Here is a 19,321-nt window from a genome sequence, read left to right as displayed (position 1 = left end):
AAAATTTTAACATTTTGATTTGCTAATTTTTTTAGCAAATTGTTTAATTTTATGGAAGCAAATTACAAAAAACACAATTAACATCAAAATGAATTATTTCTCTAAAGTTGAAACTTATATTCGAAACGTAGATTATACCATTTCTTACAGCAATGAAAGTGAAGGTGTTTTTATGATTGAGAATCTAATGGATGGCATTCAAAACTTAATAGTTGGGATTGCACCACCGATTATAATTTTCGAATTGTATTTGTTTACCATTACAAATGAAAATTGTGAAATGTTTAAAGCCTTGTTGATGAAAAATCGCGATATCATCCACGGAGCTTTTGCAATCACGGAAGACGGAACAAAAGTGATTTATCGTTACACACTTCAAATCTCAAATTTAGATCAAAATGAGTTTGAAGCAACCTTAAATTCTTTAAGCTTATTAATGAGTGAATTTTCTGCTCAAATCATTGAATTTTCTAAACAATAAAAAAAACAAATAAGATGAATATTTTTAAACGCATATTTAGAATCGGACAAGCCGAAATACATTCGGTAGTCGAAAAAATGGAAGAACCAATTAAAATGACTGAACAAGGAATTCGTGAAATGCGCGAAGACTTGAATCAAGCATTGGAAGCTTATGCAAAAGTTAAAGCAATGGCAATCCGAACTCAGAATTCTGTAAAAGCTAAAACCAAAGAAGCAGAAGAATACGAAAATAAAGCAATCTTGTTATTAGAGAAAGCAAATCGAAATGAAATTACTGTTGAACAAGCCGAATCTCTTGCGAAAGAAGCTTTGATGATTAAGAAACGCTTGCTTGAAGAAATTGCCGAATTGGAATATCAAGTAACCGTTCACGAAAAATCGGCAGAAGAAGTTTTTAAAAATACCGAAGTTCTTAAATTCAATATCAATAAATGGGAAAATGAATTGACGACTTTAAAAGCGCGTGTTCGTGTGGCAAATGCTACAAAAATGGTGAACAAGCAAATGGCGAAAATCGATTCGAACAGTACGGTTAGTATGCTTGAACGTATGAAAAACAAAGTAGAAGAAGACGAAGCTTTGGCGCAAGCATATGGTTATATGGCGAACAATACCAAAACAGTTGATGATGAAATTAACGAAACTCTTAAAGGTGATTTGATTGAAAATGAATTGGAAGCTTTAAAATTGAAAATTCAATCTAAAAGCGAAGAGTAATTTAAAAATCACTGTTTCTAATGTTTTTTTTTAACCAAAATTTATTGAATTTAGTAAGAATTTAAAACGAATAAGATGATACGATTTGAATATAAAACCATTGAAGTTTCTTGTAAAGTTGGATTTACAAAAGTTTCTGCTGATGTCGATAAAATAAATTTAGAATTTAATAAAATGGGAAGCCAAGGATGGGAACTTGTAACTTGTGCAACAATTGGAACGTCTGGTGTTTCTCAGCAAATTTATTACACTTTTAAACGGCCAATATAAAATATTAAAAATCTATAAATGACAGATTTATTAAACTTATTATTCAATCCATTGCCAAACGGAATTATGACCATCTTGATGGGATTTTCCTTAATCTATTGGGTGTTTCAATTTTTGGCTGGCGATGGATTTGATTTTGGTGGCGATTCAGATATTCATTTAGGTGATATTTCTGATGTCGATACTGATGCAGATTTTGATGCTTCGGATGGAGCAGAAGCTGATGCTGAACCCTCATTTTTTGCCAAATGTTTAGATTTTATCAATGTAGGGAAAGTTCCATTGATGGTTATTTTTACCATTTTTAAATTCATAAGTTGGGTAATCACTTTAGTTTCAACAACTCTTTTAGGATTAGCCGAATTCGGAATTTGGTCAACATTAATATTAATACCAGTTTTTATTATTGTATTTATAATGATGCACTGGATAACAAAACCATTAGTAAAAGCATTTAAAGAATTGGGATATCACGGAGAAGAAGAAACTGATTTCATTGGAAGAGTCGGAAAAATGAAATCAACAATTGAAGGAGATAAAATCGGTTTTGCCGAATTTCCTATCGATAAAGACATTATTACATTAAATATTAAAAGTCTATCAGGCGAAAAAATAAATTTCGGAGATACGGTTATTATAACCGACGAAACTCCAACAAAACATTATTATCTAGTAACTAAACACATCACACTAAACTCTTTTTAATTATGATTTTTATTAACTTAATTTATCCAATTATTGAAATTACAACTACCATTTTATTCAACTAATTAACCACAAAAAACTAATTATTTATGACAAATTTTATTTTACTTGCTGTTGGAGTTATCGTCTTTATTATCATTGCGTTCTTCATCGTTTTAAGTGTTTTCTATAAAAAAATCCCACAAGGAAAAGCAATTGTTCGTACCGGAGTTGGTGGTTCGCAGGTAGCTTTCAATAAAGGAATGTATGTGATTCCGGTTTTTCATAAAATGGAAATTATGGATATTTCTGTAAAGAAAATCGAAATTGCACGTCAACAAAACGAAGGTTTAATTTGTAAGGATAATATTCGTGCCGATATCAAAGTTGCGTTTTTCGTTCGAGTTAATAAATCGGTAAACGATGTGATTAATGTAGCTCAAAATTTAGGATGTGAACGCGCAAGTGAGCAAGAAACGTTGAAAAGCATTTTTGAAGCTAAATTTTCGGAAGCTTTAAAAACGGTTGGTAAAAAATTCGACTTTATTGAATTATATGAAGCACGTCGCGAATTTCGTGATGAGATTTTAAACATCATCGGAACTGATTTAAATGGATATATTTTAGATGACTGTGCGATTGATTATTTAGAACAAACCGAATTAAGATATTTAAGTCCAGATAATATTTTAGATTCTGAAGGAATTAAAAAAATTACAGAGTTAACAGCTCAACAAAATATGAATGCCAATTTTATTCGTCGTGAAGAAGAGAAAGTAATCAGAAAACAGAATGTTGAAGCACGTGAAGCGATTCTTGAATTAGACCGTCAATTGGCTGAAAAAGAAGAACGTCAGCGTAGAGAAATTGATAATATAAAAGCTCGCGAAGATGCAGAAATTACGAAAGTTCGTGAAGAAGAACGTTTAAAAGCAGAAACGGTTCGTATTACAACCGAAGAACAATTAGCCATTCAAGAAGAAAACAAACTTCGTCAGATTATCATTGCTGAGAAAAATAAAATTCGTACAGATGCTGTTGAAACAGAACGAGTAGAAAAAGACCGCGCGTTGGAACAAACCGAGCGTGAAAGAATTGTGACTTTGGCTCAAATTGATAAAGAGCGTTCAATCGAGGTAGAAAAGAAAAACATTCAAGGTGTTATCAAAGAACGTGTAATGCTTGAAAAAGGAGTTGTTGAAGAGCAACAAGGCGTAAAAGATGTGGAAGTTTTCCGTGAAGTTGAACGTAACAAACAAGCTGGAATTATCGCTGCATCTCAAGAAGCTGAAGAGCGTTTAATCGAAACTGTGAAAGCTGCTGAAGCTGCAAAAATCGCATCGGAACAAGAAGCAGCTCGTTTAGTAATTCAAGCTGATGCGCAAAAGCAAGTTGCTGAACGTAAAGCACAGGAATTATTGATTGATGCTGAAGCGAAAAAAGAAGCTTCAACAAAAGAAGCAGAAGCTCGTAAAATTATTGCAGAAGCGCAAGCGAAAGAAGAAGCTGCAATTGGTTTATCTGAAGCTGAAGTAATGATTGCAAAAGCAGAAGCTGAAGAAACTCAAGGAACAGCTGAAGCAAATGTTATCGAGAAAAAAGCGGAAGCTCATAGAAAAGAAGGTTTAGCGCAAGCGGAAGTTATTCGTGAAAAAGCATTTGCTGAAGCGAAAGGAATTGAAGAAAAAGCTGAAGCAATGAAGAAATTAGATGGCGTTGGAAAAGAGCACGAAGAATTCAAATTGCAATTACAAAAAGAGAAAGAAGTTGAATTGGCTCAAATCAACATCCAAAAAGATATTGCCGGAGCACAAGCTGAAGTTTTATCTAATGCATTGAAATCTGCGAAAATTGACATCGTTGGTGGTGAAACTATGTTCTTCGAAAATATCGTTAAACAAGTTTCAAATGCGAAAGGTTTTGACCACTTAATCAACAATTCAAAACACGCAACCGATATTAAAAATGCGTTAATTGATGAAAATGGAGAAGGAGATTTGGCAGGAAAAATCCGTTCGATTTCTGAGAAATACGGAATTTCTTCAAACGATATTAAAAATTTAACCATTACTGCGGCGTTAATCAAATTGCAACAAGCAGCGTCGGCTTCAGGAAATAATGAAGATACAGGTTTCATTAATTCGTTATTCGGAATCGCAAATCAGTTGGGAATTGCCAATCAAAAATTTAGATAAACCAACCGAATTTTGAATCTGATTTAACCACCTTTAGATTTTATTTTAATGCAAAAAGAAAACATAAATGTTACCGAAACGCTTGATGCTGGTGCGTATGAAATCATAAGAAAAAGGCTCCTTAACCAAAAGGAGCTGCTTTCTACCGATTTGCAAAAATTGAACGAAGCTCGTAAAGAAGTTTTCAATTCAACCAATTTTGCATTAAGTGCCAACCAAAGAATTACTACCGAAAATACTTGTGTTGCGCGTGGAATTATTGCGTTTGACCATCTGTGTATTTTTGGGTATAACGTTCATTTTGGTTTGCGAACGGATATCCAATTGAGCGACGTTTTTAGTATTTATTTGTTTGAAGAAAATCAGTTTATTCCACAATCATTGGATTTGATTGACGATAAAAATTTCTTTGCTGATTTTCAGAATTTATATAAATATTACCGAGATTCCATTTTTTCGAAATTCAGAAAAACAGATAATTATCTGTATATGATTTTCCAAACCAGTAAAAGTGCACAAGATTTAAAAGCTTTTAAATGGTTGATTAAAGATGGAAAATTAATTTATCAAGACGATAGAAGTATTCACGAAGTTAAAAAAGCCGAACCATTTGATTTTGAATGGCAAAAAACTTCGATTGACGACCGTCGTTTGGGACGTCACCCGCATATTTCGATTTTAGATAAAGTTTTTATCGAATCGATTAATGGCGATATCACGTTTAAAATTGAAAATAATACAGAAACAGGTAAAGGAATTTATTCTGAAAAAGTTACCAATGTTGACCAACAATTAGATGATGCAGAATATTTTTATGCCGATTTAGGAAACTTAATCGCTGTGAAAGTAAAACCATTTCAGGAAGATTTCCGTGCGTTTATTTTCAACGTTCGAACTAAAGAAGTCGTAAATATTCCAGCACTTTTAAATTCCGCAGTTTTATTGCCAGATAATCAAGGTTTGATTTTTTCAAACGGTTATTATCTTCAAAATGGAACGAATCATTTGTTTGATAATCAAATTCAAGATGCACAATTTTTCCGTCGTGTCAATTCGCCAAACGGAGAAGATTTTATGTACATCTTCAATCAGTCTGATACAAATACGTACGTTTTATTATCATACAACATCATTCAGCAAACGGTTGAAACACCGATTATTTGTAATGGTTTTACGATTTTTCAAGATGGAAGTTTAATTTATTTCCGAACCGAAGAAGAAGCAACGCGTCATCATCAAGTACAAATTTGGGAAACTCCGTTTACGCAGCAATTAATTGAAAATGCTACGCAAACCAATCATCCGCTTTACAAAATTGGAAATAAAGATATTGTAAAGGCAATGGCCGAAGCGCAAGAAGTTATTCAGTTAATTAATAAAGAAGATTCGTACGAAGGTTTATATGAAGATATCGTTCGAAAATCGAATAATATTATTGATAGTTATTTTTGGATTAATACCAAAGAAACCTTTCAATTAGCGGTTCCGTTACAAGAAATTAAATCGATTGCAAACACAGCGATTGATGAATTTGCTAAAGTTCAAGTTCAGAAAAAATTTGCTCAGGAAAATTTAGAACAAACGGAGAAAATCATTGAAGAAATTGTTTTCAAAGTAAATAGTACGATTTACAATCAATTGGATTTATTGGTCGGTCATTTAGCTGAAGCTCGAAAATTACAAGGAAAAGTAATCGATTTACGTTCGATTCGTTATATCGATTCAGAACGAGTTCAAGAATTTGAAAATCAACTTTCAGGAATAAACGAAAATTTATCTGCGAAAACCATTGCTTTTTTATTGTTGGATGAAGCTTTGATTCCTTATGAAGAAAAAGTTACGATTCAGAAAGATTTGGTTACTGCTATTGAAAAAGTTTTCGATGCCAAACAAATTGAAGAAGCTTGTTTAAAAATCGCTTCTGAATTAGAATTGTTGATTGATATTCTTAACAGTTTAAAGATTGAAGATGCGACGCAAACGACTAAAATCATTGAAAAGATTTCGGTTATTTTCGCTTCTTTAAATGAAGTTCGTGCGCAATTAACTCGTAAAACCAATGCCCTAAAAAGTAAAGAAGCGGTTGCCGAATTTGCCGCTCAAATGACTTTGTTAGAGCAAACGGTGGTGAATTTTTTAGAATTGTCTTCAACGGCAGAAAAAACCGAAGAATACAATACAAAAATCATTGTTCAGCTTGAAGAATTAGAAAGTAAGTTTTCTGATTTTGATGATTTCGCTTTAAAAATTGCCGATAAACGTGACGAAATTATTAAGGCCTTTAACACCAAGCGCGAACAATTGGTTGAGCAAACCAATAAACGCACCAATTCGTTAGAGCAAATTGGTTTACGGGTTTTAAAAAATATCGAAAACAAAGCCAAAACTTTTTCGGTTAAAGAAGAAATTCTGGCGTTTTATTCTTCCGATTTGATGATTGACAAAATGCGTCAAATCATTCAAGAATTGAAAGATTTAAAAGATGTTTCTAAAGCTGAAAATTTAGAAAATCATTTAAAAAAATCGCAAGAAGATACGCTTCGAGTTTTACGTGATAAAAACGAATTGTTTGTTGATGGACAAAATATCATTGCGCTTGGTCAAAATAAATTCACGGTAAATACGCAGCAATTAGCGTTGACTTTATTGAATCGAAACAACGAATTATTTTTTCATTTAACCGGAACGAGCTTTTATCAGAAAGTTAAAAACGAAGAAATTTATCGTTACCAAAATATTTGGAATCAAGAATTTGTTTCGGAAAATCAACACGTTTATCGTGCTGAATATTTAGCTTATCAAGCTTTTTTAGCACGTAATGAAAACGATTTCGAAGCAGAAAAATTTATCAATCAAATTATAGAACAAAACTATTCTGAAGGTTATATAAAAGGTGTTCATAATTTTGATGCATTGCAAATTTTCAATGCTTTAGTTGAGAAAAATTCGAAACTGAATGTTTTGCAATTCGATTCGGAAACGCGAACAACTGCTCAGGTTTTTTGGCATTCGTTAGAAATTAAAATTCAAGAAAAGTTACAAGCATTGTTGGTTTCAGCTCAATTGATTTTGAAGAATTTTCCGAATTCAAACCGTTTCAATCATATTTTAAATGAAATCAAAGAACGATTTGAGAATTGGCAAACAGATTGGGATAAATCAAAAACTACTTCAGAAAATATTGCGAATTATTTGTTTACAACATTGACCAAATATCAAGCATTTTCAATGAGTAACGAAGCAGAATATTTCAATCGTGAATTTCATAATTATTTAGAAAAAAATAAACATACGATTGATTTTAATAGTTTAATTTCAGATAAACGTTTTTCAGTAACTGAGAAATTTTATTTGATTGAAAATTGGATTTTTTCGTTTATTGATGAAAATGAAAAATATGTTTCGTATCGAAATGTGGTGAATGAAGTGGCTACGATGATTTTATTTTCAGAAGATAAATTTCATTTTAACGATGGAAATTCAAACATTGAAATTTTAAATTTAAAAGGAAATCACAATACAATTGTTGATGGAATTTACAATCAACATTATCACAATTTTATTTCGAAATTAGAACATTTCATTCATACGGATGTACCAAATTATAAAGCTTTCCAAAACGTAAAAGAACAAATTTCTAAAGCTTACGAAAAGGAATTAAAACTTAAAGAATTTGAACCGAAAGTATTGACTTCTTTCGTTCGGAATAAATTAATCAACGAAGTATATTTCCCGTTAATCGGAAATAATTTAGCCAAACAATTGGGAACGGCAGGGGAGAATAAGCGCACTGCCAGAATGGGAATGTTGTTGCTAATTTCTCCACCAGGTTACGGAAAAACTACCTTGATGGAATATTTAGCCAAAACGATGGGCTTGCATTTTGTGAAAGTAAATGGACCAACTATCGGACATAATATTACTTCGATAGATCCGATTGAAGCTAAAACTTCGGGTGAACGAGAAGAGTTGAAAAAGATAAATTTATCTTTTGAAATGGCTGATAATGTAATGTTGTATTTAGATGATATTCAGCATTTAAGTCCTGAGTTCTTACAGAAATTTATTTCACTTGCTGATGGACAACGTAAAATTGATGGAATTTTTGATGGTGAAAGTAAAACGTATGATTTACGAGGAAAACGTTTTTGCATTGTAATGGCTGGAAATCCGTACACAGAAAGCGGTTCAAAATTTCAAATTCCGGATATGTTAGCCAATCGTGCAGATGTTTATAATTTGGGTGATGTGATTGGCGATACTGAATCTTTGTTTAATTTAAGTTTGATTGAAAATGCGACAAGTGATAATTCGTATTTAGATAAAATTGCATCGAAAAGTTTGACTGATTTTTACAAGCTGGTCCAATTCGTTACTGAAAATCAAGAGCAACTTCCTGATTTAGAAGGGAATTATTTGAAACAAGAAATTGATGATTTTATCGCGGTTTTAAAACACGTAATCAAAATTAGAAATGTTGTGTTAAAAGTAAATCAAAACTATATTTCGAGTGCTGCAATGCAAGATGATTACCGAACGGAACCGCCTTTTAAAATGCAAGGTTCATATAGAAATATGTCAAAATTAGTTTCGAAAATTGTTCCAATGATGAACGAAAAAGAAATCGATGAAACCCTTTTAGCGCATTACGAAAGTGAATCGCAAACATTGACAACCGATACTGAATCGAATTTATTACGTTTAAAAGAAATTGCTAATTTGATGACCAATGAAGAGAAAGAACGTTGGGAAACTATTAAAGCAACTTTTGTAAAAAACAATAAACACGGCGGATTAAATAAAGACGACAAAGTTTTTGGACAGTTGTTGGAATTCAACGAAAACTTGGAAGGAATTATCAAAGCGATTTTGAAAAAACAAGTATAAAAAAATGAGGTCTTTTTGGACCTCATTTTTGTTTTAAATCTTTTCAATAATCAAATTCATTTTATGAAAATCTGCTGCTGCATTGATAATTTCACGATATTTCGGATAATCAGAAACAGGTAAGATTTCAAAATCATAATTTTCAGTGTTAGTAATAACTAATTTATTTCCTTCGATTTTATAATCAGAAATAAAATCAGCAACCACTTTTCCATCTTTAGTTAAAACATGATTCATTTTAATGATTTCTGGATTTTTGATTTTATATCCATCAGGAATAATCATTGAAATTTTTCTTGTATAAAAATGTGGATAATCAATTTCTATCGGAAGTTGACGTTCTTTATCTGCGTACATTTCCATTTGTTTTCCAATAACCGAACCTATTTTTACCAGATAATTATTTCCAGCTTTTGAAATAATATCTTCAGCATTTCCTTCAATTGTAACGATATATGGTTTTAAAGCAAGGTTTACAACACCATCATTAACAGTTGTAACTTTTGGTTTATTAGACGTTTCAAAGGCGTAATTTGAGGCTAAATCTTGTTTCATATTTTCGAAATCAATTTCATTCACAAAATCTTTTACCACTTGAAAATAGGAAGCCGTGTAACCTGTGAATTCTAAAACTGATTTAAAACTAGCATCTTCAATTCCTTTACTTGCATCGATAATAATATCCATATTTGTGATGTTTAAATTATCTGCAAAATGAATTTTTCGAGTTGTAGTAACAGGCATTTTTACACCTTGATAAACTTTTGGTTTTACAAAAAGTCCGTAGTTATTTCCAAAATTAAAATCAATTAAAGGCGTTCTATAATTCGTAGCAATCGGTTCGATAAATGTATTTGCTTCCGTCATGTAAATCAAAATTTCTTTGATGTTTTCGTACGATTCAAAATCTTTATCGAAAGTAGCTTTGTCTTTTTCCGTTGTAAAAACCAATTCATGTTCAATGTTTTGTTGATTTAAAACCGCGATATACAATTTCATTAAATCAAATAAATTGGCTTGTTTACTTTTTAATATATCCGAAATATTTGTGTTTAATTTATAGTAACGGTTGTATTGAATATTTTCTTTAATCAAACCTTCAATTGCACGAGCATTTAGTAATGGATCGGTTGATTTTTGTAATTTCGATGTGAATTTTTCTAATTCTCTTTTGTCTTTTGAATCTAAATCAACATAATAATTTTCAAAAAATTCGCTTACAAAATCTTTATGAGCATACAAATTGCTTGTGTTTTTAGATTTATTCGAAGCTAACTTATAACGAACAGCTTTTACATTTCGAATCCAATTGCTTTGTTGTTCATCAGAATTCAAACCCGGAATATTTTTCGCTTCTAATGAATTTGAATTTTTATCTTGATATTTATCTTTATTAAAAGATGCGTCAGTTAATCCGTTATATGATTTTGTTTCGAATTCTAAATAATTTGGATAAATTAATTCTAATGAAAAATTAACAATCGGAAAATTTTCCTGAACATTTATCGTTTCACCCGAAACATCAACAGGTTTTTTAAGAATGTAATAACGTTCAATTATTGCACCTTTTTCTAAACCATTTACGGCAAAATATTCGTACGTAACACCAGTTTGTTCGTTTTTATCCTTCATGATATCCGATTCTTTTAATTCAATCTTTTTACCGTTAGGAAGAATTACACGAAGTTTGTTTACAATTAAATCTTCTTTTTGAGTATAAGGAATGTAAACTTTATTATTTCGCTCTATAGCGATGTTTGAATTCAGTAGTTTTTTTTCGTGAAATAAATAATATTCATTTGAGTAACTATTTCCAAAGCTAAATTCAGATTTTATATTTTGCTCTAAAATAATCTCTTCTTCATTTTTAAATTCTTCTGAAATTACAATTTCAGTGTCGTTAAAATGAAATTTACTAAATTCCATCTTTTGTGCATTCATCGAATTTACGACTGCAAAAAACAGAATTAATAAAGTTTTTGTTTTTAGATTTCTCATGCTTTTTTGATTACAATTGTTTCGTTTAGATTTGATTTTAATTTTTTAAGTGATTCGTTCCAGCTTTTAACTTCTGAAGGTTTTATGTATGTTTTTTTATTTTCGATGGTATAATTTAGAAGAATTTCATTAGCAGTTTTGTTGAAATTTATTTTATACTTTATAAAGGCATCTTCAAAAGTTACATTTTCAGGAACATAAGTAACTTTAGTGTTTTCTGGAATTTTGAATGCTGTTTTAAATTCAAAATTTTGTAAACGGTCTAAATCTGCTGTGGTTTTTCGTTCTTCATCAAAAATTAAATCGATTAAAGGTTTATGCAAAAACATATTCAAATAGGTTTCATCACCAGCATGAACAACATAATTATCATTCTCGAAAATATAATCAATTTCATACGGAAGCGTTTTATCTTGAATATTATTTTCAGTAAATGAAACAACATTTAGTTTATCATTTCCTCTTTCTAAAATACCTTCGATATATTTTTTACGATTTTTAGAAATGTCGCTCATTACATTAAGATAATAAGAACGAGTTAAACCATTGGTTTTTAATTTTCCTTTTCCTTCAATTTTATTTCCATTCAAAACATAAGAATACACATCTTCATATTTATTTTGGTCGGCAGTCAGCGTTGGAACTTTTACAATTTTAAACAAATCTCCGTTTGAGATTAAAGCTTCTTTTCCTTGAATAAATTCAGAAGGCAAACCAAAAGGAACTTGCGAATCAGTTGCGTCTAAGAAAATGATTTCTCCATTTCTTTCATAAGTTGCAATCATGTGATTATCGACCGCCGGCGTTGGTAATTCTTCATAAGAATAAGGTAATTCTCTAGTTCCAATCCAAGTTAAATTTACATTCGGAACTTCGGCATATTTTGCCATTTCAGTCATGATGCTTGACATATCTTTACAATCTCCAAATTTTCTTTCGAAAACCAGCGAAGCATTCCTAGGAATAAAACCTTCATAACCACTTTCAAAAGCGACATATTTGATTTGTTCTTGTGCAAATTTGAAAATCTTTTCCATCTTTTCATCATTCGTTTTTGCATCTTTGACAAGTTCTAAAGTGAATTTTTTTAGAGCTGGATCTTCTGTTTTATTTACGTTTTTGATAAAATCACTGTAATATTTATACAAACCTTCAACTTTTCCAAAAACAGGAGTTTTTTCTCCCTTAATTGTATAAGAACTTATCCAAAAATGTAAGTGCGGAAGTTCATAAGATCTTCCTGCGGTTTTAGGTTCATTTCTAAAAATCGGTGCATCATTAATCACAAAAGTGTAAGTTGTATTTTTCTTGTTTTCTTCTGTTGTAAGTTTTACTAAATGATCTGTATCATTAAAAATTTTGTAACCAATTTCGATTGATTTGTCAACCGTAAGTACAATTTTTCTGCTAACTGATGGAATTCCCGCAGTAAAATTAAAACGATGTAAAAGCATTGGATCTTTAAAATCCAAATTATGTTTCAGAACTTTTCTGGTTCCTTGGGATAAATTACTAAACGTAAACACTTTTAGTTTCGTATCAGAATCAAAAACAGAACTTGAATTGTAAGGTTTGTCAACGATTATTTTAACTGGAGTTTTTTTGAATTTTTCAGCTTCATTTCCAATGGTATATGCTTCGAAAGCTGTAACTGAAATCAATTCAGAAAAAACCAAAGATTCATTTATAGAAACTCCTGCCGAAGTGTTTTTTAGAAGTAAATAATCTTCAACAGAATTTGATTTCACTTCAATTTCATTGTTTTTATTTAATGAAATGAAATAATGTTCTGAAACTTCTAAAGCAATTTCACTCTCATCCGGATATTTATTTTGAAGTTCTGTCAAGTTCTGTGAATAGGAAATTAAGCTCGATAAGAAAAATATCAAGCTTAATTTTATATTAAAGAATTTCTGCCAATTCATCTGAATCATATTTTTTGATTGGTTTTAATGTGTTGTTTTCAAGAACTTTGAAATAACCATGTTTTTCATTATTCTTGTAATCGGTGCTGTAAAGTATGTTTTCTTGATCATTGAAATATACGATTTGTCCATCAAGATAACCTTCTTTATAATCGATTGCTTTGTATTTTTTACCATTTAAATAATATAAAGCTGTTCCGTTTGCTTTTCCTTTTTTATAATTGATCTGAAAATCTTTTTGATTCTTAGAGTTGTAAACAATGAAATCATTTTCAAAAATTCCGTTCTTAAGACTCATTTCTAAAGCTGGTTTTCCATCTGAAAAATTAGATTTTATCGCAGTTATTTCAGAAGTAAATGGAATTGCTTCACCCATTTTATTTTCATTATTTAAAACTTGATAGCTTTCAATAAAATTATTAAAATAGTTCAAAACCAAAACTTTAGTTCCATCTGAATTGTAATATGATTCAGGTCCATTTTTTGAACCTATATCGAATGTTGTAACCACAAATTGCTTTTCATTTGGATGATAGATAATGCTTTCTCCGACTATAAAACCAGATTCATAATTGTCGAATGCATTCATTTTACCATTTAAATCGAAATGTTTTACGTTTCCGTGTAAAACTCCAGCATGATAATTACTTTCTGATTCTAATTTACCCAATCCATTATATTCAGTAGATTTTCCATGTAATTTACTATTTACATAATTTTCTTTACTGATTAATTCGTTTTTGGTATTAGAAATTTCATAAACACCATCTTTGTTTCCATTTTTTATAGAAACTTTTCGTTTTACGGCTTTGTTTTGCATTGCTTCAACAATTCCATCCTGATTTACGTAATCAATTTTACTACTTTTTCCATCATAAAAATAGATGACATCAGTAATTATGTCATTTATGAAATTCGTAGTTTGAATTAATTTACCATCTTGAGAATAGGTGTTTAATTTGCCTTCTAGAACTCCGTTTACATAAAAACTTTCATCTTTTTTGTTTCCATTCAAATAAAAGGTTGTAACCGGACCATGAAATAAATCGTCTTTATAATATGCGATATAATTGATTTTTTCGTTGATATAATCTTTGTACAACCCATTCAATTTTCCGTTTTCAACATTCACAATATAATCAAGATATCCATTGTCTAAATATGCAGTTCTAATTCCATTTTCTTCGCCATTTGTGTAGTTTGAAACAGTTTTTAAAGCTTTATTTGGATAATAATAATTCCATTTTCCATCAAGTAAACCATTTTTCATGTTACCTTCAGAAAAGGTTTTTCCATCTAAATCATTGAATTTGATATCGCCATTATTTTTCAATTTTTGAGACGTACCATCGGCAAAATATTGAACGGATTGTTTTGCTTTTCCACCGCTATAATTATCTTCATAGAAAAGTTTTCCATCTTTGTTGTAATATTTTACATTGGATAAATCTTCTTTTGAATTAAATAATTTTAAAGTTGCAAGAGTTCCGTTTATGTTATATTCTTTAACTTCTGTTATTTTTCCGTCAGTATAAAAATATTCAGATTCCTTATTTCCATTTAAATAATAAGAAACATACGAAATAGGTTTTTTATTTTTGACTGTATTTATAGATTTTAATTTGTCTTTAGAAAAATAAGTTTTGTATTCACCTTCAACTTCTCCATCACTATAGTTTGTCTCTTCAATGATTTCTCCGACTTCATTAAATTTTTTGAATGCACCTTCATGTTTTCCGTTTTTGTAATTCACGATTACTTTTGGTTTTCCGTCAGAAAAATAGCAAAAACTTTCGCCATCAAATTCGTCATTAACATAAGTTCCATCGCAATTCAATTTTTCTGTTGGAAAAAACACAGCATATTTTCCGTTTAGTTTATCATCTTTATATAAACCTTTAAACATCATTTTGTTGTTTGGGAAATAGGTAATTGCTTCACCGTCTTTTTTACCATTTTTGAAATTCTCTTCTAATTGAATCGTTCCATTTTCATTATAAGTTGTTTTTTTTCCGACTAATAAATCATTGTTTACAGTCCCTGATGTTTCAAGAAAACCTAAGTTTGAAGTATAGAAATAATCGCCATTTGTTTTACCATCTTTAAATTGATAAAACGATTTTGAATTGTCATCTATAAAAACTTTGTATTCATTTCCATTCAAATAGGCTTTGTTGTACATTTCGCTCCAAAGTACATTAGCCAAATAATTTGTGTAAAATTCGTTAATGCTTTTTTCATTCTTTTTATATTCTTTTGCAAATCCATCTTTAAAAAGCGAAAGCGAATGATATAAATAATCTTTTGTTAAATTGTTTTCAGCGATATATTTATACAATTTACCGAATTGATTCTCAAAATAACCATCTTTAATTTCGTGATCTTTGAAATATTCTGCAATTGCTTGCATATTTCTAGGAGCCAAATCATCAAATTCAATCAATAATTTGAATTGACTATTGTATGGATATTTATTTCTCAAAACTTCTTCAAGTAATGAAAAATCATCTCCTTTTTCTCTGATTTTTAGTTTTGGTTTTGCATTATATGTTTTCGAATAATCTTCGTTCAGAGCTAATAATGCCTGTTTAGCTTTTGAATTTTCTGGTTCAAAAAGCAAATAAGTCATCATAAGTAAATTACCTTCTACTAATTGACCATCATCAAGCGCCAAAAGACCTAAGTTATAAAGAGAAGATGAATGTGAAGGATCTATTTTGATATTCGTTTTTAATAAATCAACAGCTTTTTGTTTATCATCTTTTCGGATATAAACAATGGCTTTGTTATAATTTAGACCAGCAGAATTTGGAAAATATATATCTGCTTCATTAAAGATTTTTAAAGCTTCATCATATTTTCCAAGATCGCTTAATAGAATTCCATGTATTAATAATTGCGGAGGAAAATTTTCGTATAACTTGTCGTTATAATGCTTTTCACAAATCTTTAATGCTTCTTCTTTTTTTTCAGCATAAAGCAATGAAAGAATCATTTCATATTGAGCTTGAGCATATTTTGAATCTAACGGATGAACTTTGTTATATGCAATTACCGATTCATCATATTTTGAATTTTTTGTTGATTCAACTCCTTCAGAAAAAAAAATATCTGTGTCATAATATGATTTCTCATTTTGAGCTTGAGTCAACATGCTGAAAAGTAATGCTGAAAAGATTAAATTTTTATGTTTCATTTTGTTTTAAATAAATGCTCTTTTTGTTAAGTTGTTATTTTTTAGTTTGATATAGTGATTTTGTATTGTGTTTTTCTTTTGTAAATTATAAAAAATCAAAAAAGTTAAAATACTATTTTTTTCGATTCTATCTACATTTTTATATGTAAAGAATTAAGCGTTATAAATATTTCTTATGATAGCATAAATTATAACATTTAAGAACCTTTAAAAATCCTAGTTTGACGAAGTAATTTTGTGATGTAAAAAAATAAAAACAACTTTTATACGTAACAAATTATGTTGAATAAATCATTAGCATTAGGATTCGCTTTAGTAACGTCAGTTTCGTTTGCTCAAACGTTAACTACTAATACAGGAACTCCTGTAGGTGACAATCAAAATTCTAAAACAATCGGTAATAACGGACAAGTTTTATTAGAAGATATTCATTTAATTGAGAAATTAGCGGCTTTCGATAGAGAAAGAATTCCAGAAAGAGTTGTTCACGCTCGTGGAGCAGGTGCTTTTGGTGAATTCGTTGCTTCTGCAGATTTTTCTGATGTTACTATGGCAGATTTTTTATCTCAAGCAGGTAAAAAAACACCTTTAATGGTACGCTTTTCTACAGTAACGCACCAACAAGGTTCGCCTGAAACTTACCGTGATCCTCGTGGTTTTGCTGTAAAATTTTATACACAAGAAGGAAACTATGATTTAGTTGGTAACAACTTACCTGTTTTCTTTATTCGTGATGCTATCAAATTCCCTGATATGGTTCATGCGTTTAAACCATCTCCAATTATGAATAACGCATCTGATCCAAACCGTGTATTCGATTTCTTTTCTAATTTACCAGAATCGACACACATGTTAACTTGGTTATTCTCTGATTACGGAATTCCTGCAAACTACCGTCAAATGGAAGGAAACGGAGTTCATGCTTACAAATGGGTAAATGAGAATGGTGAGGTTACTTACGTAAAATACAAATGGGTTCCGCAGCAAGAAATCAAAAACTTAACGCAAGAAGAAGCTAACAAAATTCAATCGACTGCAATTGAGCATGCAACTGTAGATTTATATACTGAAATCGCAAAAGGTAATTTTCCGAAATGGGATTTATATGTTCAAATGTTGAAAGCTGAAGATTTTGATAAATTAGATTTTAATCCAGTTGATGTAACTAAAATTTGGCCAGAAGCTGTTGCTAAATCGGTAAAAGTTGGAACGATGACTTTGAATGAAAATGCTACAAACTACTTCCAACAAGTAGAGCAAGCAGCTTTCTCTCCTGGTACTTTAGTTCCTGGAATCGAGCCATCTGAAGATAAATTATTACAAGGTCGTTTATTCTCTTACTTTGATACACAACGTCACCGTATTGGTGGAAACTTCCAACAAGTTGATGTAAACCGTCCGATCAATAACGTAAAAACATACAACCAAGATGGTTATATGTCAATGCGTAAACAAGAAGGTGATATCAATTACCAACCGTCTACAAATCAACCAGAAGTTGTAGATAACGCAAAGTTCAAATATTCAAAATCAGTTTTCCCAGCAGGAACAACAACAGTTCAAGCTAAAATTGATAAAGAAAACAACTTTGCACAAGCTGGTGAATTATTCCGTTCATTCTCTAAGAAAGATCAGGATAACTTAATCAAAAATTTAGGAGGCGCTTTAAATGCAGTTCAAAACAAAGTAATTGTTAAGAAAATGATCGCTCATTTCTATCAAGCTGATAAAACTTATGGAGAACGTTTATTAAAAGCGACAAACTTAAAAGTTTCAGATATTCAAGAATACATAAAAAAATAATCAAATAATTTTAAGGAGTGTGATCACTCGCGCTCCTTTTCTTAAAATATAAATCGCATGAAAAAATTAGTTTTTACCTTATTGTTGGCTTTCACTATTGTTTCCGTTCAAGCTCAAGATATTTTTGCTGCTTCACGTGCAAACAATGTTGAAGAACTTAAAAAGTATGTTTTAGAAAAAGTAGACATCAATCAAACAAATGAAAAGGGATTCACGCCCTTAATTCTAGCTGTTTACAACAATGCACCAGAGGCTGTTCAATTTTTAATTGCAAATGGTGCGAATTTAAACGCTCAAGATAAATCGGGTAACAATGCGTTAATGGGAGCTATTTTCAAACAAAATACGGCTATGGTCGATTTGTTAATTGCTAACAAAGCAAATGTAAATCAAGTGAATTATAATGGAGCTTCAAGTTTGATTTTTGCTGCAACTTTTGGAAAACCAGAAATGGTAACTTCGCTTTTGAATGCAGGAGCAGATAAGTCTTTAAAAGATAACAGAGGAAAAACAGCATTAGATCATGCGACTATGCAAGAAAATAAAGAACTTATTTCATTATTGAAATAGTTTTGGTTGTGTTTTTTGGTTAAAATCGGGTTTATCCCGATTTTTTTTGTTTTTTATATTTTGGGCGTTCCCTCGCTCATTATATATATGAGTAAAATTTTATGTAATAGAAACCGCTCGGTCGGGCTTTCCGCTAAATCTTTTTTTAATATTTTCTATTGTTATTCTGAACTTGTTTCAGAATCTCATTCCTTGAATCATATAATGTGTTCTAAAATTAAAAAAAAAAGGATATCGCTTCAATCCCTAACGCAAGAAGAGTCTTAAAGTTTGAAAGTTTAAAGTCATAAAGTCATAAAGTCATAAAGTTAACCTGTGAGGTTTTCAAACCTTGTAGGTTTATATCTAACAAAGTTTACATAGATTAAGGAGTATTCAACATCTTTATTATTTCATTTTTCAATCATTAAATTTTAAATTTTGAAATTTCATTCGTGCATCTGTGGTATATTATTATTTGTGGATTTTCATTTCCAAACCCTCGAATCTGCAAATTCACAAATTTTCAAAACTCCAAAACATTAAATTTCAGTAAACTAAAAAATAATCAAAAATTAACTTCAAAAAAGCTTGTTTGGCACGAGAATAAGGCG

At 30.4% G+C, this 19,321-nt stretch carries 11 protein-coding genes; 8 read left to right on the top strand and 3 right to left on the bottom strand.

Translation table 11 applies throughout. The features are described from left to right. Positions 1–88 precede the first annotated feature (88 nt). From EG240_RS00055 to EG240_RS00030, 6 genes are all read left to right on the top strand, one after another. Positions 89–481 carry a type III secretion system chaperone family protein gene (locus EG240_RS00055; protein WP_125016147.1) on the top strand — a complete coding sequence of 131 codons (393 nt, stop codon included), beginning with the start codon at positions 89–91 and terminating at the stop codon, positions 479–481. Positions 482–495: 14 nt separating this feature from the next. Next, complete coding sequence (locus EG240_RS00050; RefSeq protein ID WP_125016145.1) at positions 496–1,200, top strand: PspA/IM30 family protein; 705 nt, start codon at positions 496–498, stop codon at positions 1,198–1,200. Positions 1,201–1,275: 75 nt separating this feature from the next. After that, complete coding sequence (locus tag EG240_RS00045; protein WP_125016143.1) at positions 1,276–1,470, top strand: DUF4177 domain-containing protein; 195 nt, start codon at positions 1,276–1,278, stop codon at positions 1,468–1,470. Between the two features lie 18 nt (positions 1,471–1,488). Then, positions 1,489–2,175 carry an OB-fold-containig protein gene (locus EG240_RS00040; RefSeq protein WP_125016141.1) on the top strand — a complete coding sequence of 229 codons (687 nt, stop codon included), beginning with the start codon at positions 1,489–1,491 and terminating at the stop codon, positions 2,173–2,175. Positions 2,176–2,264: 89 nt separating this feature from the next. Next, positions 2,265–4,349 carry a flotillin family protein gene (locus EG240_RS00035; RefSeq protein ID WP_125016139.1) on the top strand — a complete coding sequence of 695 codons (2,085 nt, stop codon included), beginning with the start codon at positions 2,265–2,267 and terminating at the stop codon, positions 4,347–4,349. A 48-nt stretch (positions 4,350–4,397) separates the two neighbouring features. Next, on the top strand, positions 4,398–9,236 hold the full coding sequence (locus EG240_RS00030; protein WP_125016137.1) for a DNA repair ATPase: 4,839 nt from the start codon (positions 4,398–4,400) through the stop codon (positions 9,234–9,236). Between the two features lie 33 nt (positions 9,237–9,269). Here EG240_RS00030 and EG240_RS00025 read toward each other — a convergent pair whose 3' ends face one another. The 3 genes from EG240_RS00025 to EG240_RS00015 are packed head-to-tail and all read right to left on the bottom strand — an operon-like array spanning position 9,270 to position 16,355. After that, complete coding sequence (locus EG240_RS00025; protein ID WP_125016135.1) at positions 9,270–11,234, bottom strand: DUF3857 domain-containing protein; 1,965 nt, start codon at positions 11,232–11,234, stop codon at positions 9,270–9,272. After that, positions 11,231–13,168: a hypothetical protein gene (locus EG240_RS00020; RefSeq protein ID WP_125016133.1), complete on the bottom strand. Its 1,938-nt coding sequence runs from the start codon at positions 13,166–13,168 to the stop codon at positions 11,231–11,233. The genes EG240_RS00025 and EG240_RS00020 overlap by 4 nt, the downstream gene beginning before the upstream one ends. After that, a complete protein-coding gene (locus tag EG240_RS00015) occupies positions 13,137–16,355 on the bottom strand; it encodes a toxin-antitoxin system YwqK family antitoxin (protein WP_125016131.1) in 3,219 nt (1,072 codons plus the stop codon). Before EG240_RS00015 ends, EG240_RS00020 begins: the two co-directional genes overlap by 32 nt. Before the next feature lie 279 nt (positions 16,356–16,634). On the opposite strand from EG240_RS00015, the gene EG240_RS00010 reads away from it, so the two are divergent. Both EG240_RS00010 and EG240_RS00005 read left to right on the top strand, forming a co-directional pair. Continuing rightward, on the top strand, positions 16,635–18,158 hold the full coding sequence (locus EG240_RS00010) for a catalase (protein WP_125016129.1): 1,524 nt from the start codon (positions 16,635–16,637) through the stop codon (positions 18,156–18,158). Between the two features lie 57 nt (positions 18,159–18,215). Beyond that, entirely contained in the window at positions 18,216–18,728 is a 513-nt protein-coding gene (locus EG240_RS00005; RefSeq protein WP_125016126.1) for an ankyrin repeat domain-containing protein, read from the top strand. Positions 18,729–19,321 lie beyond the last annotated feature (593 nt).

It is taken from the genome of Paenimyroides tangerinum, assembly GCF_003865405.1.
Taxonomy (GTDB): domain Bacteria; phylum Bacteroidota; class Bacteroidia; order Flavobacteriales; family Flavobacteriaceae; genus Flavobacterium; species Flavobacterium tangerinum.
Note: the sequence above shows the minus strand (reverse complement) of the source record. Positions and strands in the feature narration are given on the sequence as shown.

Excerpts from the sequence above, each read along its gene's own strand:
- EG240_RS00055 (WP_125016147.1), top strand. The coding sequence starts at position 89 with ATGAATTATTTCTCTAAAGTTGAAACTTATATTCGAAACGTAGATTAT.
- EG240_RS00050 (WP_125016145.1), top strand. The coding sequence starts at position 496 with ATGAATATTTTTAAACGCATATTTAGAATCGGACAAGCCGAAATACAT.
- EG240_RS00045 (WP_125016143.1), top strand. The coding sequence starts at position 1,276 with ATGATACGATTTGAATATAAAACCATTGAAGTTTCTTGTAAAGTTGGA.
- EG240_RS00040 (WP_125016141.1), top strand. The coding sequence starts at position 1,489 with ATGACAGATTTATTAAACTTATTATTCAATCCATTGCCAAACGGAATT.
- EG240_RS00035 (WP_125016139.1), top strand. The coding sequence starts at position 2,265 with ATGACAAATTTTATTTTACTTGCTGTTGGAGTTATCGTCTTTATTATC.
- EG240_RS00030 (WP_125016137.1), top strand. The coding sequence starts at position 4,398 with ATGCAAAAAGAAAACATAAATGTTACCGAAACGCTTGATGCTGGTGCG.
- EG240_RS00025 (WP_125016135.1), bottom strand. The coding sequence starts at position 11,234 with ATGAGAAATCTAAAAACAAAAACTTTATTAATTCTGTTTTTTGCAGTC.
- EG240_RS00020 (WP_125016133.1), bottom strand. The coding sequence starts at position 13,168 with ATGATTCAGATGAATTGGCAGAAATTCTTTAATATAAAATTAAGCTTG.
- EG240_RS00015 (WP_125016131.1), bottom strand. The coding sequence starts at position 16,355 with ATGAAACATAAAAATTTAATCTTTTCAGCATTACTTTTCAGCATGTTG.
- EG240_RS00010 (WP_125016129.1), top strand. The coding sequence starts at position 16,635 with ATGTTGAATAAATCATTAGCATTAGGATTCGCTTTAGTAACGTCAGTT.
- EG240_RS00005 (WP_125016126.1), top strand. The coding sequence starts at position 18,216 with ATGAAAAAATTAGTTTTTACCTTATTGTTGGCTTTCACTATTGTTTCC.